Annotated in this window: 18 protein-coding genes and 1 other RNA gene; 14 read left to right on the top strand and 5 right to left on the bottom strand. The window is 37.1% G+C overall.

Annotation, left to right across the window (positions count from 1 at the left end; all coding sequences use genetic code 11):
• Window positions 1–665: 665 nt before the first annotated feature.
• The 14 genes from ffs to LBC_RS00030 all read left to right on the top strand — a co-directional run bounded on the left by ffs (window position 666) and on the right by LBC_RS00030 (window position 15007).
• An RNA gene (ffs, locus tag LBC_RS00095) (signal recognition particle sRNA small type) lies at window positions 666–763 on the top strand.
• A 372-nt stretch (window positions 764–1135) separates the two neighbouring features.
• Entirely contained in the window at window positions 1136–1375 is a 240-nt protein-coding gene (locus tag LBC_RS00090) for a Flp family type IVb pilin (RefSeq protein ID WP_221254106.1), read from the top strand.
• Complete coding sequence (locus LBC_RS09130; RefSeq protein WP_221254905.1) at window positions 1359–1805, top strand: prepilin peptidase; 447 nt, start codon at window positions 1359–1361, stop codon at window positions 1803–1805. Before LBC_RS00090 ends, LBC_RS09130 begins: the two co-directional genes overlap by 17 nt.
• A gap of 10 nt (window positions 1806–1815) precedes the next feature.
• On the top strand, window positions 1816–2673 hold the full coding sequence (locus LBC_RS00080; protein WP_221254105.1) for a hypothetical protein: 858 nt from the start codon (window positions 1816–1818) through the stop codon (window positions 2671–2673).
• Entirely contained in the window at window positions 2663–4126 is a 1464-nt protein-coding gene (locus tag LBC_RS00075) for a pilus assembly protein N-terminal domain-containing protein (protein ID WP_221254104.1), read from the top strand. Before LBC_RS00080 ends, LBC_RS00075 begins: the two co-directional genes overlap by 11 nt.
• 9 nt (window positions 4127–4135) lie before the next feature.
• Window positions 4136–5197, top strand: a complete 1062-nt coding sequence (locus LBC_RS00070; RefSeq protein WP_221254103.1) for a hypothetical protein — start codon at window positions 4136–4138, stop codon at window positions 5195–5197.
• Window positions 5197–6465: a CpaF family protein gene (locus LBC_RS00065; RefSeq protein WP_221254102.1), complete on the top strand. Its 1269-nt coding sequence runs from the start codon at window positions 5197–5199 to the stop codon at window positions 6463–6465. Before LBC_RS00070 ends, LBC_RS00065 begins: the two co-directional genes overlap by 1 nt.
• Window positions 6462–7358, top strand: a complete 897-nt coding sequence (locus LBC_RS00060) for a type II secretion system F family protein (protein WP_221254101.1) — start codon at window positions 6462–6464, stop codon at window positions 7356–7358. The genes LBC_RS00065 and LBC_RS00060 overlap by 4 nt, the downstream gene beginning before the upstream one ends.
• Window positions 7358–8194: a type II secretion system F family protein gene (locus LBC_RS00055; protein WP_260173479.1), complete on the top strand. Its 837-nt coding sequence runs from the start codon at window positions 7358–7360 to the stop codon at window positions 8192–8194. Before LBC_RS00060 ends, LBC_RS00055 begins: the two co-directional genes overlap by 1 nt.
• Window positions 8194–8937, top strand: coding sequence for a lipopolysaccharide assembly protein LapB (locus tag LBC_RS00050; RefSeq protein WP_221254099.1), 744 nt, complete (start codon window positions 8194–8196; stop codon window positions 8935–8937). The genes LBC_RS00055 and LBC_RS00050 overlap by 1 nt, the downstream gene beginning before the upstream one ends.
• Window positions 8930–9376: a TadE/TadG family type IV pilus assembly protein gene (locus tag LBC_RS00045; protein ID WP_221254098.1), complete on the top strand. Its 447-nt coding sequence runs from the start codon at window positions 8930–8932 to the stop codon at window positions 9374–9376. Before LBC_RS00050 ends, LBC_RS00045 begins: the two co-directional genes overlap by 8 nt.
• Window positions 9377–9889 carry a TadE/TadG family type IV pilus assembly protein gene (locus LBC_RS00040; protein ID WP_221254097.1) on the top strand — a complete coding sequence of 171 codons (513 nt, stop codon included), beginning with the start codon at window positions 9377–9379 and terminating at the stop codon, window positions 9887–9889.
• Window positions 9886–11619, top strand: coding sequence for a TadE/TadG family type IV pilus assembly protein (locus LBC_RS00035; protein WP_221254096.1), 1734 nt, complete (start codon window positions 9886–9888; stop codon window positions 11617–11619). Before LBC_RS00040 ends, LBC_RS00035 begins: the two co-directional genes overlap by 4 nt.
• 1 nt (window position 11620) lies before the next feature.
• Entirely contained in the window at window positions 11621–15007 is a 3387-nt protein-coding gene (locus LBC_RS00030; protein WP_221254095.1) for an autotransporter domain-containing protein, read from the top strand.
• 61 nt (window positions 15008–15068) lie between these two features.
• Here the strand turns inward: LBC_RS00030 and LBC_RS00025 are convergent, their stop codons facing one another.
• The 5 genes from LBC_RS00025 to dnaA all read right to left on the bottom strand — a co-directional run bounded on the left by LBC_RS00025 (window position 15069) and on the right by dnaA (window position 21911).
• Entirely contained in the window at window positions 15069–16307 is a 1239-nt protein-coding gene (locus LBC_RS00025; protein ID WP_221254094.1) for an HD domain-containing protein, read from the bottom strand.
• Window positions 16301–16696, bottom strand: a complete 396-nt coding sequence (queF, locus tag LBC_RS00020; protein WP_221254093.1) for a preQ(1) synthase — start codon at window positions 16694–16696, stop codon at window positions 16301–16303. The genes LBC_RS00025 and queF overlap by 7 nt, the downstream gene beginning before the upstream one ends.
• Window positions 16697–17051: 355 nt before the next feature.
• On the bottom strand, window positions 17052–19367 hold the full coding sequence (gene gyrB / locus LBC_RS00015) for a DNA topoisomerase (ATP-hydrolyzing) subunit B (RefSeq protein WP_221254092.1): 2316 nt from the start codon (window positions 19365–19367) through the stop codon (window positions 17052–17054).
• A 28-nt stretch (window positions 19368–19395) separates the two neighbouring features.
• Window positions 19396–20463, bottom strand: coding sequence for a DNA polymerase III subunit beta (gene dnaN / locus LBC_RS00010; RefSeq protein ID WP_221254091.1), 1068 nt, complete (start codon window positions 20461–20463; stop codon window positions 19396–19398).
• Between the two features lie 146 nt (window positions 20464–20609).
• Window positions 20610–21911 (bottom strand): chromosomal replication initiator protein DnaA, encoded by a 1302-nt coding sequence (gene dnaA / locus LBC_RS00005; RefSeq protein WP_221254904.1) that lies wholly within the window; start codon window positions 21909–21911, stop codon window positions 20610–20612.
• Window positions 21912–22014: the final 103 nt, after the last annotated feature.

The raw sequence follows: 22014 nt of genomic DNA, 5'->3' as shown, positions 1-22014 counted from the left end.
TTTGGCTCTACTTTAGAAATTTAAAACACTAGCTAGACGTTAAAGCAAAAGTAAGTTTGGGCGCATATTTTAAAGTGGCTTGCAAGCGACTATCCTACAATATTTAAGCAAGCAGAAAATAGCTTAAAGACAAAATATAAAGTATTAGATTAATTAAAAAATTTTTAATATTTTAGAAGCCGATCCATTCATTTTATGACATCAACTTTAATATCTACCATCCACACTTATAATTTCATTAAATTTAAAAACTATTTTAGCCAATAGTGTTGCTTGACAAATTTTAAATATAATCCATGTGCCACATATAGTGGCTTAGTAGAGTACTGCTCGTCGTGCGCCCATTAAGCGAAAAAGACGAAATTCCTGTAAAAGCAAGGCAAAGCCTAGCAAAACTGGACGTAAGCAGAGTGTATCTACCTACGATGTAAATAACATAACAATAGCGAACTTACTATGCATTGTCCTATGAGGGTTTTTAAATTTTACAGGGCTTTGCGAATAAATATCGTGCCGATATTGCATAGCAATGGCGGCAATGATAAAATCCTTATTTGAAATAATTAAAGCTTATTTTAAGTTACCATATTCATACAGTTGTTTTAATATAAATTTAGCTTTAACAGCTTTTTTTAAGTATATTTTTGATATTATCGAAAAGCTCCTTTTTAGACCTGTGCAATACTGCTTTTGAGCAGAGCTTCAGGGTGGGAACACAGCAGAGCACTTGATTGTAGTGTGTGCCGCAGCCATCTGAAAAGGGGTTTTGTCCCCTCCTGCTCTTTTTTACTTTATTACTGCTTTAGCAAGATGTCAAATTTCATATAGTAATACTTTTATGATCAGATTAAAATAAGATCATAGGTAAAAGTTTTTAATCTTATTTACATTCTTTAAAAATATATAAATTTATTAAAAATAATATTTTTTAATTTACTAATAAGATATTGAATAATTTAGCTTAAAAAATAAAATAATCATACAATATAATTAATATATTTTAATTTTTAATTAAATAATAAGAAAATATTTTATAACTAAATTTCAATTATTATTATCATTTTAAGCAATTTATAATAATTATTAATGTAGTATTTCTAAGTTGTTTATTTAAAATTAAATAAAGGATTAAACTATGTTAAGCAATCTTAAAACTAAAATGTATAGCGTTATGCTAAAATTTATCAAAGATAAAAGAGGTGTTACGGCAATAGAATATGCATTAATAGCAGTAGCTATCTCATCTGTTTTATTCATAGTCATGGGTACTGGTGGAGAAGACGGATTAACGGCGAAGATAAAAGAGGCGTTTTCAGGAATTCAAGAAGGGCTTAACGTCCAAACATCCAACGCAAGTACTGGCGGAACAAATTAATAATATAGTTTTAATTCTTTGCGCTATAAATTTTATCCGTATAATATATACCGATATAAAATATAGACAAATAAGTAATATCTCAAATCTTACTGCCTTGGGATTAATTATACTATGCAGTTATATTTTCGACTTCAGCTTGAATATAACTGCGGCTATTATTATATTATTTGCTGGAATAATACTATTTTATTTAGGATTTATAGGTGGCGCAGACGTAAAATTAGCTGTTGCTTTGAGTCTAGCTATAACACAAAGCGAGCTATTTTTATGGCTTTTTTACACTAGTATAGTGGGGGCTTTACAAGCGCTATATACTGTTTTTTTAGCAAAAATAACAAAAAACCAAAGCCAGATACAAAAGGGGGTAGCCTATGGAGTTGCTATCATTTTTGGCTTTTTAATGATAATAATTACTAGAATAATTTAAAAGGAAAAACGTGCAACGAATTTTACTATTTTTATCCATACTGCTTATTCTCTGTGCTGTTGGTGGAATTTTCTTATTTATGCCAAAGGCAAAACCACAAACCACGCCATTAAATAACCAAACCCAAACAAAACAAATAGACAAAAAAGAGTTTATCTACGTAGTGGCAAAAGACGACATATACGCAGCTGCAATTATCTCAAAAGATAACACAAAATTTGAAAGCTTGCAATATGAAAACGAACTTCCCACCGATTTTAAAGATGCGCTAAGCAAAGACGAGTTTTTAAGCGCTACGACATACGCTGCAAACAGACATATTATAGCAAATGAAAAAATCACAAAATCTATGCTACTTGATACATCGTCAACAGAGTATGCAAAACTAAAGCTAGCACCTTCAAATGGGCTACTTTCTTTTATGTTTGAGCTCGATGAGAGGAATTGGAACGCCCTAGAGACGGTAAAGCCTGGGGGTTTTGTGGATATTTTCTTTAGATACGAGACTAAAAATCCAAAAAAAGATGAAGGCATTGCACCCAAAAAGAGAAAAGATACAGAGTATAGAAATTACGATACAGCAAACATAACAACCTTAATGCCAGTTTTTACAAAAAAGAGAGTTTTGTTTAAACAGCACATAAAATCTGATGAATTAAAGGATAGCAAAGATAAAGGAGAGAGTGGGTTTGGACAAATTTTTATCGAGATAAGTCAAGATAACGCCAAAAAAATATACGCTATAGAAAATTTAGGCAACTTTTTCATCTTTCCAGCGCAAAACGAAAAGCTAAAAGTCATCTCAACAGAAAAAGTATTGCAAAAAGAATTTATAAAAGAACTAAGGGGAGGCGCAAATGCGCAGTAATAAATTTATAATAATTTTATTTTCAATCTTTGCTTGTATAGGTTTAAATGCAGCAGATATAATCCTAAAAAAGGGTGAAAGCAAGCTCTTTACCACAACTGAAAATATTAGCACGGTCTTTACAAGCAACGAAAAAGTATTAGATTATAATATAATTGATACTAATAAATTAGTGATTTTTGCTGTAGAGGACGGATATGCTGATGTGGCTGTATTTGGTGGAGATGACTCAAGGACGCTTTTAAATCTAAAGGTTACTATTGACCCTTTAGCAGGAGAGCTAGAGCGCATTGCGAGACTGATTGAGGAGAAAAATCCAGGCACTACAATAGAAATAACCCGCCTAGCAGAACCAGGCAAGCGTGGCTACATAATCACAGGTGAAGCCCCAGATGAAGCATCAAAAGATAACGCCTATAAAATGGCTGTCATCGCACTTGGGCTAACTCCACAAAATCAGCAAAAAGGCTTTAGCGGAGCTGGTGGGGCTAATAGTGGAAACAACGCTATGGGTGCAAATTCATCAGATCAGATCGATTTCTTAGAAAAAGTAAAATCTGAAAATTTAATCAACAAAATCGTCCTAAAACAGCCGAAACTAAATCAAATAAATGTAAAGCTTTTAATTGCCGATGTAGACAAAGAGCTAGTTGATCAACTTGGGATTGATTATAACAAAGGTGTATTTACCCTACCAAACATAAGTGGAGCAAGCTGGAATGAGTACGTAAGAGGTATAGGTATTGAGCCTGTTATTAGAGCCATTAGGAATGACAAGGCAGCTAAAATCCTAGCCCAACCAAATCTAAGTGTGCTAAGCGGCGAAGAAGCTAGCTTTGAAATTAAAAACGAATACACCACTTTTGAAGAAAAGCCAAATAATAGCGGAGGTAGCACAATTATATCAGACGTAACAGCTGGTATACTAGGAGGTAGAAGTAGACCAACCATAGGAAAAGGCGAAACAAAAGAGCCTGGGCTAACCCTGAAAATTGCTCCAAAAATAGAGCGTAAAAATAAAATCAAACTAAAAATTTCTCAAAATCTTAGCAATATCTACCGCTTTGACCAAAGGGGCGAAACGACAGTAGCAGACCTACGTACTAGAAGTAGTGAAACGACCATAGAGCTAGGTGATGGCGATAGCTTCATCCTTGGTGGGCTAGTCGATGAAAAAGAGATAGAGACTGTTACATCAGTACCATTTTTAGGAGATATTCCATTTATTGGGGCATTATTTCGCTCTACACAAATTAGAAAAAACAAAAGCGAACTAATAATAATAGCCACAGTAAGCATAACAAAACCTATAAAAAATGGTGAAACATATCAAATTCCAACACTAAGCACAAGAAGCCTAGGTGAGTCTTTAATAAATGCTCAAATAATAGACACAGGTACTCAAAAAAGCGAACTAAACGATTTTATTAAATTTACTGGCTTTATAAAATAAGGAGATGAGATGAAAATTTTTAGCAAAATAGATAATAAAGTAAAAACAGTACTCATCATCTCTGAAAATACGCAGCGAATAGAGGAGATAAAACAGAGACTAGCTCTGCAAGGCATAAATGATTTTTCTATTATCAATAAAAATCTTTCTAACTTAAATTCAAACGAGCTAGAGTTTGATTATTGGGGAGTAGTCTGCGATATATCAAAAAGCACAGATGCAAAAACACATATTGATATCATAATAAGACTATTTGCAAATGAACTAGCAAAAGTAGTCATAGGTGATAGCGACTCTATAACCCTAAAACAGAACTTTGAAAAAAGAGGTATTAGCTACTTACATTTTGGATCAGAAGCAAATCAAATTTATGATAAGCTTGTTAAATTTAACACAAATGAAACCAAAAACTACGCCATAAAAATAGCGGTAATTGGTTGCAAGGGTGGTATAGGTACGAGCTTTTGCGCATATCATATTGCCAGACTTATTTATGATAGATTTAGCACGCCTACCCTGCTAGTGCAAGGTGCAAATAGCTCTTTAAATATCGATATTTTATCTGGCATAAATTTTGAAAAAGAGCATTTTAGAGCAAATGGCCTAAGTCTTTATAAACAAAATCAAGATGAGAACTTTGAGTTTAGCTCAAATAAATTTAAACAGTTTAACTTTATTATATTTGATTATAGCGTACAAGCCCTGCAAAAAGAGCTATGCGAAGATATACTAAACCACTGTGATACCGCTATACTTTTAAGTGACACAAGTGTAGCAAGCGTAAGAAAAGCAAAAGAGATAATTAAAGTAAATAGATTTTTAAAAAGCGTAAATAAAGGCGCATCAAAGCTTGTATTTTATATAAATACCCCATATAAAATAAATCATCTAAGCACAGATCAAATAGAAAAAATAGCCGAGACAAAGATAGATTTAATCCTACCAAATGCGGGAAATAGCGAACTAGGCGCAAAACTAAATCGCAAAGCACAAATAGCATTTCAAACAGCCATAGACAATCTCACAGGCAGCAAAAAAGCTAGCAAATTTTGGCTTTTCAAGGCTAGATAATGAGAAGCGAAAACGTAAAATTTATCCGTGATAAGGTGCTGGCTGAGATAGACATTGAGCGTATTGAGAGCATTATGGGCGATAGGGCGCTATTTTTAAAAGAGATAGGCAAAGTCATACAAAAAGTAAGCGCAGCAAACCAGACCTATCTAAGCGTGTATGAACTAAGCGACATAGCCGAAATCATCGCCGATGAGATAATGGGGCTAGGACCCATGCGAGTGCTAATGGAGGATGATGATGTAAGCGACATACTCGTAAATGGGCCTGATAATATCTTTGTCGAAAAGTTTGGCAAGCTAGAAAAAACGAGCCAAAAATTTATCGATAACGACCAGCTAACAGACATCGCAAAGCGACTTGTTATCAAAATGGGACGCCGCCTTGATGACGCCCAGCCCCTAGTGGATGCTCGCTTGCCTGATGGCAGCCGACTAAACGTCGTTATAAACCCAATCGCAATCGACGGCACGTCCATATCCATTCGTAAATTTAACAAAAGCTCACGCAGTCTAGAAGAGCTAGCAAATATGGGCTCAATGAGCGCGGAAGTCGCAGGCCTGCTTGCCATAGCTAGCCGCTGCCGCTGCAATATCCTAGTCTCAGGCGGCACGGGAAGCGGTAAAACAACACTTCTAAACGCCCTAAGCCGCCACATCGGACACGATGAGCGAGTCGTAACGCTAGAAGACGCAGCCGAGCTAAAGCTACAACAACCCCACGTCGTCAGGCTAGAAACGAGAATGGCAGGCGTAGAAAACAGCGGACAGGTAACTATGCGAGACCTAGTCATAAACGCCCTAAGAATGCGCCCAGATCGCATAATCGTAGGCGAGTGCAGGGGCGGAGAGGCCTTTGAGATGCTTCAGGCCATGAACACAGGACACGATGGCTCTATGACCACACTTCACGCAAATAACCCAAAAGACGCGCTTTTGCGTCTTGAAAATCTCGTGATGATGGCGGGCTTTGACCTGCCAGTTGATGCCATACGCCACTCCATAGGCTCAGCTGTGGATGTGATAGTCCAAATCGCCCGCCTAAATGACGGCAGCCGAAAGGTAACAAAAGTAAGCGAAATTCTAGGCTATGAAAAGGGCGAGATAAAGACGCACGATGTGTTTGAATTCAGGCTAGCCCCAGAGCGTGATGAGCGTGGCAAGATCCAAGGTAGCTACGTCTGCTACGGACTAGCCGATGAGTCGGCCATTAGCAAAAATGCGCTGATGTTTGACATAGCCAGCGAGCTTGAAAGGGTGATTAGATGAGCTTTTATCTACTGCTGCTTTGCTTTGGAATTTTCACTTTCATTTACGCTTTAAGGCTAAGCAGTCATAACAAAAAGGTGCTTGCATTTATGGAGCTAGTCGACGCTCACATACCTGACTCAAAGCCAAAGCAAATAGGCGCCACGCTAAAGCTAAAGCTTGCGCTAGCTAGATATTTTACGCCCATTTACTCCGACGCAAAGCTACGCATAAGGCCATTTTTGTTTTTGATCTTTACCATTATAGCCCTAAGCGTGCTAAATGATATGTTTTTGCGTCTGCCTAGTGCGGTGGTGCTTGTGGTTGGGGTGCTTTTGGGTATGTCGATGATCAATAAATTTAATCAAGTACGCATAAAAAACGACTTTGAGAAAAATTTCCCAGAAGCCATAGTCGTGCTAAATGGCGCCATTAGCTCGGGGAGCAATATCACGCAGGCGCTGGAATATTACAGCCAGCACGCCAGCGGAGCGATAGCTGATGAGTTTAAGCTAATAGTAAGGAGCCTAAACATAGGCGAAGACCCAGCCAAAGTCTTTGCTAGCTCGTATAAACGCCTGCCGTTTCGCAACTACTACTTTTTCTTAATCACCATTTTAGTCAGCCTAAAAAGCGGCGCAAAGCTAAAGGAGATACTAGCGCGCCTAGGGGAGAGTACGAGCAGGGCAAAGGCTATGGAGCGTAAAAAGCTAGCGATGACAAGCGAAGCTAGGATGAGCGCAAAAATCACCGCCGCCATACCATTTGTGTTTTTATTTTTGATGAAATTTATAAGCCCAGAAAATTTTGACTACATACTAAACGACCCAAGCGGACGCTACATACTTTACTATTTTTTGGGGAGTGAGTTTGTGGGGATGGCGATGATTATGTTTTTTATGAGGAAGCTGTGATGGTGCTGTTTTATGTTTTGGTGCTTTTTGTGGGCATTGGCCTGCTTTATTACGCCCTGCGTCAGGATAGAAGGCTAAAAGCGGCAAAGGAGTTTTGTACCGCAAGTGCTAGCGGAGAGCTGTTTATTAAATTTAACAACACAGCCCAAACCGAAGAGCTACTACGCCGCAGCGATAAGAGCTTAAGCGCGATAACCAAGCTAGAAAATAACGTGCTGCTTAAACTGCTTATCGCTTTAGCTATCATTTTGCCCCTGCTCGCGCTTAAAAAGGCTGGGCTGGTGGGGCTAAGCGATAGTAGCTTTTTGCTCATTGCGATTTTTAGCTTTGTGGGGGCTATTGTGCTGCCGTCGATGATAAAACGGCTCATAATTGAGCGTCGAATAGCCGAGATAAGTAAAAATATACCGATGTTTGTGGATCTCTTAGCCGTGTGCGTGCAGACTGGTATGAATATAGAAAGTGCGATTAAATTTCTAGAAAGTAGCATAAGCAATATCAACAAAGCCTTTGCGCCGTTTTTGAGCAAGATGATACTAAAAAGCCAGATAAGCGGACTAGAAGCCGCGCTTGATGAGCTGCAAAGAGAGCTGCCTAGCACGCAGATAAGTATGATGTGCGTAACCCTAAAGCAGAGCCTAAAATACGGCTCGGCGGTGTATGACTCGCTCACTGGACTTAGCGAAGAGATACGCCAAATGGAGCTGCTACAAACCGAAGAGGCCATAGGCAAGCTGGGCGCAAAGATGAGTGTGCCGCTGATTTTGTTTTTTATGTTTCCAGTCATTATCATCATCGCAGCACCAGGCATTATGAAAGTATTAGGAGGAATTTGATGAGTTTAAATTTAAAGATTGCAAGTTTTGCCTTAGCGGCACTATTTTTATCAGGATGTGCGGTACAAACCAGCTCAAGCATGTTTAGCGACCCAATCCAAAAGGAAAACATTTTAAAACTAGCTGGCAATTATGAACAGTTAATAACTGATTATAAAAAACGTTTAGCAAACGATGATAATCCAAAAGATAGGTTAAAATTAGCGCAATTATACTACGAAATAAAAGACTATAATTCAGCTAAATATTTTTTAGAACCGCTTGTAAAAAAGATAGCAAACCAAGATAATCTACTGCTTTACTCTAAAATTTTAGAAGAATTAGGAGAATATCAAGAGGCACTTGATAGTATAAACGAAGCCCTTTCGCTAAACCCACAAAATCCAGAAGCGTGGAATTTAAAGGGTATAATATTTGCCAGTAATGGCTACATAAAAGAGGCACAAAAGTCATTTTTAATAGCAAAAGATCTCTTTTATGATGACTGCGTTATAAACACAAATCTAGGTGCACTCGAGATACTGCAAAATAATTACAGGGGTGCCATTAGCTACTTTGAGCCGATTTACGCTAGAGGGTGTGAAAATACGTTTTTACTACATAATTATACATTTGCGCTTATTAAGCTAAATGAGTACACTGCGGCAGAAAATTTAATAGAAAAATATAACCTAGCTAAGTATCCAAAAAAGCTAATAGCAGATTTAATCAAAGCAAAGCCAAACGACTTTAAAGATGAATAAGCTAATAAATTTTATAAAAGATACCACGGCAATAGCGAGTATTGAGACTGCGATATTGCTGCTACCTTTTATTATCTTTATGGCTGTAATAATGGAAAGCTGCGTGCTAGTATATCAAATAATGCTAATAGATAATAGCATAGACCATGCAGCCAAATATGCTTCTACCTTTAAGGGTGAAGTAAAAAAGCACTTTGATGAATATATCATAAGCAAAGAAAAAGATCTTTTAGGCTTTGCAAAAAATTTTAAAACAGATGTTGAGTTTTGCGATGATGTAAAAGGACTGGCAAGCGCAAAATGCCCTAGCACAGAAAGCAAAAAATCAAAAATAGCTATATTTAAATTTGAATATGAAATAAAGCCCATATTTTTAATCACTCGCACCAAAATAGACAAAGAATTAATAGCTTCTAAGGCAGTAGGGTACATAGAATAAATGAAAAAATTCATACTAAATAAAACCGCCTCAGTAAGCGTCGAAGCTAGCATAGTATTTTTGGGGCTTGTAGTGATATTGGCTGGTATAGCTGACGCAGGATATGTTATGGTAAATAAATCTAGGCTAGAGCGGCTTAGCTACTCATTTTTGGGTATTTTAAGGCAAAACGACCTAGAAATAACAAAAAACAACAAAATAGACAAGGACTTAGCAGACGGACTTTATCAAAGTGCGTTAAATTTAAGCAAAGGCTACATAAAAGATACACAAAGTCTAGGAATGGTAATAGAACACTTTGAATTTGATAAAAGTGCAAAGCCAAAACTAAAACAGAGCCTTAACTACGGTAAAAGCTGCCAAAATAGCGATAGCATAGACGCCATAGCAACCCCAAAAAGCAAAGAATCCTACCTAGATGTCTACCGAGTAAGCTTTTGCTTTGATAGCTTTTTGCCAAGCAGTAAAAAGCTACTAGGTTTAAAAGCATCAGCAGCTGGGGTTGTAAAATGATGAAATTTATAAAAAATCATTCTGCATTTGTAGCTATAAGTACAGCTATTTTAATGCCGGCAGTACTTGGGCTAATATGGCTTGCTTATGACGGTGGGATTATGATTATGAAGCATTCAAAACTAGATGATGCCACTAGAGAAGCAAACCTAGCAGCGACGCTAAGCGATAATAAAGTATCAAGCCCTAAAAGTGTGGGCGAAAAATTCCTGCGCTATTTTTTAGGCACTACCGCAGATGTAAAAATCGAAGCCATTGAAGAATTTAAAGAAAAAGATGAAAAAGGCAAAGAGCAAAAAGGCCTACTTTTACAAGCTAGGCTAAACGATAAGACTATTCTTACGCCGTTTAAAGACTCAAAACAAGACTACACGCTAAGGACTGGGTCTAGGGTGATTAAAGGCGGTGGAAATGGCGGCGAGAGCGATTATGTATTTGCGTTAGATTATACTTACTCTATGGTTTCTGATATTAGCGCATTTTTTGATTATAATGTATTACTAGCTCAGTGCCAAGGCGCAGATGATGAGTCTGATGAGTTTGACACACAGCTTTGCGATGAGCTAAAAGCAGCAAATACAAACATGAAAATATCTCAAGCCATAACAAAAAAAGTCCTAAAAATGCTCGCTAAAAATAATAGCGATAGCGTAACATACTCTATTATACCTCTAGCTGCGTTAATTCAGGTAAATAGGGAATATGACTACACACTAGGGGATAAAACAGGCGATAAGCAAGTAGTTACACCATATGTATTAAAAAGCGCAAGTGATACAAGCGGAGGTAATGATTACAGACTAGATAATATGTATGAATATGACGAAATATCTACTAAATTTGAAAGTGCTTTACAAAGTGGGATATCTTATACTCTAAATTTAAACCAAGCTTCACAAAATCAAAAGCTAACTAATAAAAAAGCAGCAAAGATACAAAATCTTTTAAATCAAATGCAAGCTTCAGCGTTTGAGCTAGCATTCACAGAAGCTGTTACAAATGAAAATGAAAGGGGCGTAAATAGCATAGTTGACGTGCAAGAAAGCATAAAAAATATGTTTGATTTAAATGCTGGGTTTGGCTTTAGATTAAATGGGAAGGACAATACTAAGCCTATAGTTTACTATCTTGATAAAAATGATCCAAATAATCCTATAACAACATTTTCTTACGCTCCTGCTTTAATGGGTAAAAATCCAAGCCGAGCGACTGCTTATGTTGAAGCTACAGAAACCCCGCTTAAAGAGCTAAAAAGCATACAAAGCTACACAGAAAATCCTATCTTAGATGTAAATGATGAGATCACTTTAAATAGCGAAGTGGCAATGACCTCTATGAGTGTGGTACCTGGGATTATGAGGGGAGCAGCGCACCTAGCACGCGGTAAACAACCAAGAAAAGTAATCATAATGATAACTGACGGAAACACAAGTAATCAAACTGGCGATGTAACCGAAATAGAGAGAGAATTTATAATAAAAAATAGGCTTTGTGATCATATTAGAGACGGATTAAAAGAAAAAGGCGCACAGGAAGTAAAAATAGTAAGCATAATAATAGGAGATAAAAGATACAACAAAAACTTTTATAACATGATGAAAGCATGCACTCCTGATGAGAATATATTTTTTATAAAAGATATAAAGACATTTTTAGAGACATTTGTAGGAGCGGTAAATGGAAACGGCGACAAGACTAAATTTGATTACAAAAATACAAAAGGAGAATAATATGAAAATAAAACTGTCATTGGTGCTATCAAGCATAATATTAAATAACACACTCTACGCTATAGATGATGGTGAGATAACTAAGAGTAAATTTTTCCTAATTGGTGCAAAGGCAAGCAGTAGAAGTAGCATAGCATCAAATATTGTAGATAAAAGCGCACATCAATCTGAATTTGCTACGCTAAATAGCAAAATAATAGATCCAGAGTATCAAAAAGAGCTAATCCAGTCCGTGCAAACTAAAGAAGGGTTAGAGAAATTTATAGCAAATTTGCCAGATAAAAAAACTAATGTCTATAAAAGAGCCATAGAGCAAAAGCAGAGCGATTATCTAAAAAAGACTATCCAAGATATACAGCAAGGCTACTATAGCACGCTAAATACTGCACAAATTCAAGAGTACAAAGAGAAGCTTAACGAGGAGCAGAAAAAGGAATTTGAAAAGCTAACACAAGACGCTATTGTTGAGAAATTAAAAGATGAAATACCGGCAGTATATAAAGAAGCATTATCTTCACCAGAGTATAAAATATTTGATAGTAACTCATGGGATAAAAATGATGTCTCGGTTATGATGTTGGGAAAAAATGGAAGCGATAGTATAAATTCTGTAATAGTTAACTATGAATTTGATAAAGCAAACCTATACACAAGACCCGAAAGGAGTGAAGGCGACAATGATATAAATTTTGTATATTTAACAAATGGAGATAATAAAACAAATATAACTTATAATATTTCAAGTCCTAATATTAGTTTTGATATAGGTATAAGTGCTCAAACCCCAATAATAGGGAAAAACTCAAATCTAACAATAAATATGCCAAATAATACAAAAAAGGTAAATTTAAAAGATATAAGTGTGGGATTTTCTGATGAGAGAATTGATGATATAAGTCTAATAAACGGTATAGACTCAAAAAGCTTATTCAAGTTAACAACAAAAGGCGACATAATAGTAAGAGAAAATAACGACAATCAAATAAAGCTAAATAATGGCGCAACATATGAGTTAATAAGTGAAGGAGATATTGAATTTGACAGCGCTTTAACAACCAAAGTAAAAACATATGATAAAAAATACTATGAAAGCGAAGAAAAAGAAAAACCAAATGAAAGATGGGAGTATCAAGTGCTAGATATAGCAGATGGGGCAAATTTTCGCTTAAAGGCAAATAATATCCAAAATAAAGGCTTTATAATAGCTAGCGGCAACGGTGGCAGTGCTAACATAGAAGCTAATAAATTTACAAACGGAAATGAAGCCCAATCCAATATGATAAATGCTGGGGATTTAGTACAAATTGAAATAATAAACGATGACAAACCTCACGAAGCTTATGAATTTAATACTAAAGCCAAAGTAAAGAATAAAAACTTCCTTCTAGCAAAAGACTCTGGCGAAGTAAAAATAAAAAGCAAAACAGTAAAAAATAGTGGCATAATGGCAAATATGGGTGGTAAATTTAAAATAGAAGGAAACCTTGACACAACAAACGGTACTATAATAGCAGGGCAAAGCGCAGCTAATAGCGAGCTAGGTGGATTTTATGTAACTGGCGCAACCGTCCTAGGCGAAAATACAAAAATAGGGCTAGCCTTGCATAAAGATAGCACACCACTAAAGGGGGATACAGCATATAATATACTAATAAGTAATGGTGGGATACTAGGAGATGAAGCCCTAAAAGAAGAAAATATATACTTTTTAAAAGTAAGTGGAAATGCTAAGAGCCTAAAAATAGATGAGGTAAAAAATACAACCGAGGCAAAAGCCGATAGCAAATACCTAAAAGTAAATGTAGATTCATCAAACAATAACCTATACTACACTCTAGCACTCACTGAAGAAGCACTAAAAAAGCCTATCAGTGAGCTAATAGTAGTAAATCAACCGGAACCATCAAGCTCAAATCAAACTCCAGAAGCTAATAATACAGCTGAACCAGAAAAAACTCAGACGAATGAAACAAAAGCCACAGAGAGTGAAAGCTCAGAAAAAACTCAAGAAAATAAGCCAAACTCAAGCGATGAAAAAGCCGAAGAAACAGATAAAACAGCGCAAGACAAACCAAGTAAAACACCTACAACAACAGATGACGAAGATGAAATAATAGCTTCAAAAGAAGATGAAGAAGAAAAACCTCAAAGCAAACAACCTCAAAAAAGACCTGAATTAAGCAAAGAGCAAATACAAGCCTTAACGCCTAAGATAGATAGTCTAAAAAATATAACAAAAACATATGGGGTTAGTATGTTTAGCGAGTATGAAAAAGCTATAAAAGACAACGACCAAAACTCGGCATATATGTTATACGATAGCTTTAATAATATAGAAAAATCTACACAAGAATTTACTAAAACCATAGCAAAAAAACAAAATATCCAAAATATAATAAATCTAAGTAGTGCCATGAACACCCAAACTCGATTAGCAAAACTAAGCGACCCTATGGCAAATTATTTTGCTACAAGAGAACTGATAGAAGAATTAAATGGCGAACAGTATGCACGCTCGCTAATCATACTAAGCGATGTTGAGGATGAGCTAGTAACTCGCCTAAGAGAGAAAAAAGCTGTAGTAAATAATACAAATACACCAAATAGCTTCTGGTTTAACACAGTAGGCTCAAAAGGCAAACTAGGAGATGATGCAACTCTAAAAATGGCTGGCTTTAGCATAGGTATCGATAAGCAAAATGATGATAACATAATAGGCGTTTACTCAATGCTAGCTAAATCAAAAGCCACTTCAGGTGATGCAAAATCAGACACAAATCACGTACAATTTGGCAGCTATGCTAGATTTTTTAATGGAAATTATGAGATTGATTTAAATGGCTTTTACACACTAGGTATAAATAAAAATCAAAGAAATATGCAGTTTTTTGGAGATAATCTAAACTACAATAGCAAAGGAAATAGCCATACATTTGGACTTGGTAGTAGCTTTGGATATGCATTTAGTGTGTTTGATAGCGGTATAATAAAGCCTAGCATAGGTACAAATTTTTATATCACACATCTGCCTGAATTAAAAGAAGACGGCGAACTAGGACTAAAAAGAGATAGCTCAACCAGTACTTTAGCAAGTATAACTGCAAACGTGGAATTAAGATATTATATGCTAGGTGGTGGATATTTTTACTTAGTACCTGGGCTTGAGAGTGAGATATATAAAAAAGATGATAGTAAAATTAGCTTTAACGGATACGACACAATCGCCCAAAGCGTATCTGGAACTAGTAAGAAAACCTACGCTACTATTTTAGGCGGTACTGAGCTTAAAATGACTCCAAATTCATCATTTAACTTAGGGCTTGGTACGAAAATAAGCGGGGACGAGAAATACTACAACGTCAATGCTGGCTTTAAAGTTAAATTTTAATATAAAGGCTAGGTATTCCTAGCCTTTTAATAAGTTATTATAAATTTATATCAATAATTTTCTAACTATTTTTATTTACATTAATCTTAAAATAATCGTCAAAGTCATTAACTATTTTGAAAAAATCCACCCCTTCTATTCTTGGGTTTTTTTGGAAAAATTCATACATATTTTTAAAGCCGCTCTCTAGCTCGTTTGACTTTACGCCATAGCTGATACTAAGCCCAGCTTCGATATAAGCGGCAAATTTATCGCAGTATTTTAGCGCTTTACCGTCGATTGCGTTAAATTTATCCTCATTAACGTTATCCATTGTCCCATCATGGCGCATTGAAGTACGCTGGTAGGTACGATTTTCAAACTCATCCTTTACAAGCCGTCCACCACTCTCACTAATACCCAAAATATAGCTAAACTCCGCCCTAAAACTCTCAGGCACAAATGGCAAGATTCGCTCATCAATAAGCCGCATCTCATACTCATTGATTATCTCATTTAGCCCATCCACGCCGTATTTTACAGGGCTTATTATATCGCGCGTTAAGCTTTCGGGCAAATCGTGAAAGAGCGCACAAAAAAAGTTATTCTCAAGCCTTTTTTTACACGCACCCACAGCTAGGCTGTAAAAATAGCTTAAAATCGCCACTACTAGCATATGCCCCAAAACCGCAGTCTCAGGAATGCGTGGCGTCTGCGCCCAACGCTTTTGAAATCGCAGCCGTCCGCTTAGATCAACAAGTCGCGCTAGCTTTTGATTCATAGCGATTTTACGTACGCCTATTAGCTCGTAATAATCCTCCAGCTCCTCATCGACCTTTGCCTTTAGCTCGTCAATACCGCTTAAAAACTGGCTTGTCTGATATACTATGCCAAACTCCCAGCGTGTGGCAAGATAGCTAGCCGCCTTTAGGATAAGCCGCTCCTTTTTATGAGTGCTATCATCATCTAGCAAATATCTCCTAAGCCCAGCAAAAAACTCACTATCATTCATATTGCTAAAAATAGGCTCAAGCTTAGTTAGTATCCAGCCATTTACCTGCTGCTTTTTGGTACGCTGAATATGGCGAAAGACGTCAGGGCGTATGTCAGTAACCACCACACGACTTAAAAACTCAAAAATCCCAGCCTCTATAATATAGTTCATATCGACGTCATTTTCGAGCTTAGCGATAAAATACGCGATGATAAATTTATGCGCTTGTTTATCAAGCTCGACTAGGCTTACCATCTTTGGATAGTCGTTCCAGCGAGAGATAGAGGCGGCTTTTAGGATATGCTCGATGATTTTAGCGCTTAGCATTTTTTAAATTTATCCACGCTGTCTGAGCTTATTTCGATTAGCGTATGCACGTTACCGCGTGGGTTAAAATCGCCTGTTATTCGCATAAACTTTGGCTTTAGCTTTCGCTCAAGCACTGAGTAAATCTCATTTATGCTATCCTCATGGCTGATATTTCGGTGCATAAAACTATTGATGTAAAGCTTTATCGCCTTTAGCTCGACGACAAATTTATCAGGCACGTACTCCAGGTAAATCGTCGCAAAATCAGGGTAGCCGCTACGTGGGCAAAGGCAGGCAAACTCGGGCAGTGTGATTTTTATCGTATAATCCCTTTCGTGCTTATTCTCCCAGATTTCTAAGTCTTTTTCGACGTCAAATTCGTTTATTATTTTCTCTCCGTATTTCATAAATTTTACCTTTTTTAAAATTAAACCAGCTCGTCTCGTGAGCGACTTTTGCTTCACCACTTCGTGGCTCGCACCCGTTGGGTAAATGAACTAGCGATTTTACTCGATCACATACTATTTGTATGCTCCTTCGTAAAATCACGTCGCAACATTTAAATTCATCTCACGATACTTCGAACTCTCCGTTCCTATTTCGCAGCTTCTAGCACATCTTAAATTTAAAAAGCCAACACACTCAGGTAATAAGACATTCACGGCGTGGTGCTGGGCTTGCTAAAAACAAACCCAAACTTAAAAACTTTTAAAGAACTAAAATTAAAGCTGTCTTAGCTCCCATTTCATAAACATAAAATCCCTACACATCAAGATGCTTGACATCTTTTGCATGCTCTTGAATGTAGTTTCTGCGAGGTTCTACTTCATCACCCATAAAAAGATTAAAGGTCTCGCTAGCGCTTGCAGCGTCTGCTATATCGATCTTTAGCAGACGGCGGTTTTCTGGATTCATCGTTGTCTCCCAAAGCTGCTCTGGATTCATCTCGCCAAGACCCTTATATCGCTGGATATACGCCCCTTTTTTAGCGTTTTTCTCTATCTCGTCTAGGATTTCGATTATGTCCTTGCCAAAGTCAAGCTCGCGCTCTTTTATCTTACCCTGGATATAAACAGCCTCCTCATAAAGCGGATTTGCAAAGAGAGTGTCATTTACTATTAGCTCTTCAAGTCCGCTATCTGTTTGGACGTAAATTCGTATCTCATCGTCGCTTACGTATGAGTTTAGGATATTAAAGCCTTGAGAGCTTAAATACTCCTTTAAAGAAGCAAAAATCCCAGCATAATCTTGCGAGATGACGTCTGGATTTTCTATCATATATCTAATGGCGGAGATGATATTAAAGCGTTTTTCTAGCTCACGAAGCACGCTGCGGTAGGCTGCTACTATCTTTAAAAAGTCGATTAGATCGTTATTTCCCAGGCCTTCAAATTCAACACCTTCAATTCCAGTCTCGATTAAAAACTCATTTAAAGCGCGGTCATCTTTTAGATAAATTTCTTTTTTGCCCTTTTTGTAGCGGTAAAGCGGCGGCTGGGCTAGGTAGATGCAGCCACTATCCACAACTGGACGCAAAAAGCGGAAAAAGAACGTTAGAAGCAGTGTCTGAATATGGCTACCATCGACGTCAGCATCGGTCATTATGATGATTTTATGATACCTTAGCTTTTCAAAGTCAAACTCTTCAGCGATGCCACAACCAAGAGCCGTTATCATATTTTTTATCTCGTCTGATTTTAAAATTTTATCAAGGCGTGCTTTTTCGACGTTTAGGATTTTACCCTTTAGCGGTAAAATCGCCTGAAAGACCCTATCTCGCCCCTGCTTTGCTGACCCACCAGCACTATCGCCCTCGACAAGATACAGCTCGCTAATGCTAGCGTCCTTGCTCTGGCAATCGGCTAGCTTACCAGGTAGGGTGCCCACGCTAAGACCCTCTTTTTTGCGGGTTAGATCGCGCGCTTTTTTAGCCGCTTCACGCCCACGAGCTGCCATTAGGGCTTTATTCATTATCGCCCTGGCTTCGATAGGATTTTCTTCAAAATACTTACTAAGCACTTCAAAAGTCATCTTTTGAACGATAGGCTTTACGTAACTGCTGCCTAGCTTGCCCTTTGTCTGCCCCTCAAACTGCGGTTCTGGCACTTTGACGCTTACCACAGCGATTAGCCCTTCTCTGATGTCATCGCCTGTGATTTTGGTGTCCTTTTCACGCACGCTAGCGTTTGCTGCGATGTAGTTTGTAATGACCCTTGTAAGCCCAGCTCTAAAGCCAGCTTCGTGCGTGCCGCCGTCTGGGGTTTTTATGTTATTTACAAAGCTGACTAAATTCTCGCTGTAAGTCTCATTATACATTAGCGCAAAATCGACCACCACGTCGTCTTCGCCGCCGCTAAAGGCGACCGTTTTTGAGACTGGGGCTGATTTGTTCATATCATTTACAAAGCTCTCAAGCCCCCCTTCAAAGTGGTAGCTTTCGCTAAATCCATCACGCTGATCTTTAAAATTTATGGTGATTTTTGGGTTTAGGTAGGCGAGTTCCTTAAAGCGTTTTGAAAGGATATTTTTATCAAATTCCGTTACTTCAAATATCTCATCATCGACCCAAAACTCCACGCTCGTGCCTGTGCGATTAGTCGTTTTTATCACTTCTAGCTCGCTTGTTGGCTTGCCTTTGGCAAATTCTTGCCTATGAACCTGACCTTCACGTTTTATCTCAACTACGAGTTTTTTTGATAGGGCATTTACGACTGAAACCCCCACGCCGTGCAAGCCCCCGCTGACTTTATAGGTGTCTTTATCAAACTTACCCCCAGCGTGAAGCACGGTAAGGACGACCGTTGCTGTTGGCATATTTTCGGTTGGGTGCATTCCCACTGGTATGCCGCGGCCATTATCTTTTACGATACAGCTGCCCTCCCTAGTGATTTCAATATCTATGGTGTCGCAGTATCCTGCCATAGCTTCGTCTATGGAGTTATCGACCACTTCGTAAATCATATGATGAAGTCCGCCGATGTTGGTATCTCCGATATACATACCAGGGCGTTTTCGCACGGCTTCAAGCCCTTTTAGGACCTTAATACTGCCTTCGTCGTAGTTTTTCTTTTCTTCCATTTTTTACCTTTTTTCTCGCTTTTTAAATTTACACATTTATTGGCATTATTACTGTTTTTAGCTCTTTTGAGCTTACGACAAATGCTAACCCAGCGTCGTTAAATCCAAGTTCAAATTCACTATCCTCAATCCCAGCTAAAAAGTCTAATAAATATCGATTTTTCACGCCTATACTAAAGCTTTCACTTACATTTGTATTAAATTCTATAGTTGTTTTTGCCTCGCTGTTATCATCTACTACACTTTCAAAAAGTATGCTATTTGGCTCAAAGGTGATTTTCATTAGCTCACTTATTATAGATATTGTTTTCATACCCTCTATCATTTTATCTCTGTTTAGCTTAATTACCTGTTTTAAATCCTTTGGTATGACTCTTTCATAGTCTGGATATTTACCATTTATTAGCTTAGTAAAGAACTCAAAATTTTCACTCTGTGCTATTAGTATATTCTCATCATAATAAATTTCTATCTTATCATAAAATAGCTTTTGAATTTCATTTATTGCTTTTTTTGGGATTATTAGAGAAAACTCGCTATCCCCGTTTGCTTCTAAACGGTAAACGGATAATCTTTTAGTGTCAGTACCAACTATATTAATGTGGTCTTTTTTAATGTCTAATAACGCTCCGTTTAGCTCATATTTTGGGTTATTTGTATCTATGCTAGTGAGGATTTTTTTAAGGCTTCTACCTAGCATTATGCTATCTACATTAAATTTATTCTTACCATCTACATTTGGAAAGCTTGGAAAATCCTCAAATTTATACATCGGTAGTTTGTACTTTGAGTTTTTTTGCTTTATGTATAGATAGTTATTAATCGCTTCAAGCATTACTTCATCATCTTTTAAGCTTTTTATTATATCAAGCAGTTTTTTACCGTTTGCCGTAGCACTTCCTTCATCTACTATTTTAGCGTTATTAAGTCTATAAGCTAGTCCTATTTCATGGTCAGTTGCTCTTATATTTAAAGTCCCATCTTTTGCACTTATATATATATGAGATGTGATTGCGCTTGCATCTTTTTTTTCTAAGTATGGGTTTGTGTTTGTTACTATTGATTCAAGTGTGCTTTTGCCTATTAGGACTTTCATTTTTGCTTCCTTTTATTTTTAGTATTTTTTAATATTAGTATTAAGGGTTGTGAATAAGTGAAAAAATTATCTAAACTATGATATTTTGGGCATTTTATTAATTCAAGTTTAGCGTTAAATTTTTCACATTTTTTCACTTCTTTTCCTTATTTGCTTACTATTTTTGCATGAATTTCATCGACTAAAAGTCTAAATTCGTCATCATTTTGCATGTTTTCAGTTGTTTTTTTGATGTTTTTGCTTACGGCGCTGTGATCCTTCATACTAAAATAACTCGCAATTTGCGGCATTGAATTTGGTGTTAAAGTTTTGGCTAGATATATAACTATAGAGCGAGCTTTTGCTATGTTTTGTGCACGTGATTTTGATTTTATCTCGCTTGGCTTTATATTTAGTTCGCGGCTTACTACAGCTATTATGTCATCTAAACTTACATTTTCAAGGCGCTCTTTTATACGATTTTTTATGATATTTTTTGCAAAATCAAGTGTAATGCTTTGTCCTATCATTCTTGAAAATGCCGCTATTTCGGTTATTGCTCCCTCTATCTCTCGTATATTGTCTCCCATATTTACGGCGATATATTCGATTACGTCTTTACTTAGTGTTATGTTATTAAATTCGCATTTTTTCTGGATTATGACGATTTTTGTTTCTAAATCTGGCGGAGTGATATCAGGCGTCATACCCCATTCAAATCGCGAGACAAGGCGCTCTTCAAAGCCTTTTAGTGTCTTTGGAGGACGGTCTGAGGTCATTAGAATTTGAGCTTGCTTTGTATGAAGGGCGTTAAAAGTGTGGAAAAACTCCTCTTGAATGCGCTCTGTTTTTCCCAAAAACTGCACGTCGTCTATTAGCAAAGCGTCGCAATTTCGGTATTTTTCTTGAAATTTATTCATAGAGTTATTTTTTAAATGGCTTACATAGTCGTTTATAAACTGCTCGCTTGTTACGTAAATCACCGTTTTTTGCTGCTTTAAGCACTCATTACCAAAGGCTTGTAGCAGGTGCGTTTTACCAAGTCCAGTTGGTCCGTAGATAAATATGGGGTTGTAGACTTTGCCAGGATTTTTGCTTGCTTGTTCGCAGATTCCATAGGCGAATTGATTAGAATCTCCTATGACAAAGCTATCAAATGTATAGGCTGGATTTAGCGGGCTTGATGGGACGCTGGAAGTGGGCTTTACTGGGGAGTTTTGCTTTGGAGTTTTGCCGGCTACTTGTATGCTAATAGCAGCCCTTACGCCAGTTTTTATTTCGGCTATTGCAGATATTTTATCGGCATAGCGAGTTTGCACAAATCTAGCTATTATCTCATTTGGTGCGTTAAATGTGATATGCTCTTTGCTGCTTTGTTTTTTGTCTATGCTAAGTTGCGCTATGTATGAGTCGTACTCATTTTGTGGGATTTTTGCGCGCAGATCGCTAGCAAGGGCGTCATAATCTATCAAAAACTCTCCTAAAAAGTATAAATAGCTTTTATTTTATCAAAACTTTGATAAAATGGCGGTTAAATTCACAATGTGAAAAAATGTGAAAAACTTATAGTGA

Source organism: Campylobacter sp. 19-13652 (assembly GCF_019702925.1).
In the GTDB taxonomy this organism is placed as follows: domain Bacteria; phylum Campylobacterota; class Campylobacteria; order Campylobacterales; family Campylobacteraceae; genus Campylobacter_A.
This window is presented reverse-complemented; position numbering and strand designations above follow the sequence as displayed.

Bases quoted from the DNA above. Each gene is read 5' to 3' on its own strand.
- LBC_RS00090 (WP_221254106.1), top strand. From the start codon at position 1,136: ATGTTAAGCAATCTTAAAACTAAAATGTATAGCGTTATGCTAAAATTT.
- LBC_RS00075 (WP_221254104.1), top strand. From the start codon at position 2,663: ATGCGCAGTAATAAATTTATAATAATTTTATTTTCAATCTTTGCTTGT.
- LBC_RS00070 (WP_221254103.1), top strand. From the start codon at position 4,136: ATGAAAATTTTTAGCAAAATAGATAATAAAGTAAAAACAGTACTCATC.
- LBC_RS00065 (WP_221254102.1), top strand. From the start codon at position 5,197: ATGAGAAGCGAAAACGTAAAATTTATCCGTGATAAGGTGCTGGCTGAG.
- LBC_RS00060 (WP_221254101.1), top strand. From the start codon at position 6,462: ATGAGCTTTTATCTACTGCTGCTTTGCTTTGGAATTTTCACTTTCATT.
- LBC_RS00055 (WP_260173479.1), top strand. From the start codon at position 7,358: ATGGTGCTGTTTTATGTTTTGGTGCTTTTTGTGGGCATTGGCCTGCTT.
- LBC_RS00050 (WP_221254099.1), top strand. From the start codon at position 8,194: ATGAGTTTAAATTTAAAGATTGCAAGTTTTGCCTTAGCGGCACTATTT.
- LBC_RS00045 (WP_221254098.1), top strand. From the start codon at position 8,930: ATGAATAAGCTAATAAATTTTATAAAAGATACCACGGCAATAGCGAGT.
- LBC_RS00040 (WP_221254097.1), top strand. From the start codon at position 9,377: ATGAAAAAATTCATACTAAATAAAACCGCCTCAGTAAGCGTCGAAGCT.
- LBC_RS00035 (WP_221254096.1), top strand. From the start codon at position 9,886: ATGATGAAATTTATAAAAAATCATTCTGCATTTGTAGCTATAAGTACA.
- LBC_RS00030 (WP_221254095.1), top strand. From the start codon at position 11,621: ATGAAAATAAAACTGTCATTGGTGCTATCAAGCATAATATTAAATAAC.
- LBC_RS00025 (WP_221254094.1), bottom strand. From the start codon at position 16,307: ATGCTAAGCGCTAAAATCATCGAGCATATCCTAAAAGCCGCCTCTATC.
- queF (WP_221254093.1), bottom strand. From the start codon at position 16,696: ATGAAATACGGAGAGAAAATAATAAACGAATTTGACGTCGAAAAAGAC.
- gyrB (WP_221254092.1), bottom strand. From the start codon at position 19,367: ATGGAAGAAAAGAAAAACTACGACGAAGGCAGTATTAAGGTCCTAAAA.
- dnaN (WP_221254091.1), bottom strand. From the start codon at position 20,463: ATGAAAGTCCTAATAGGCAAAAGCACACTTGAATCAATAGTAACAAAC.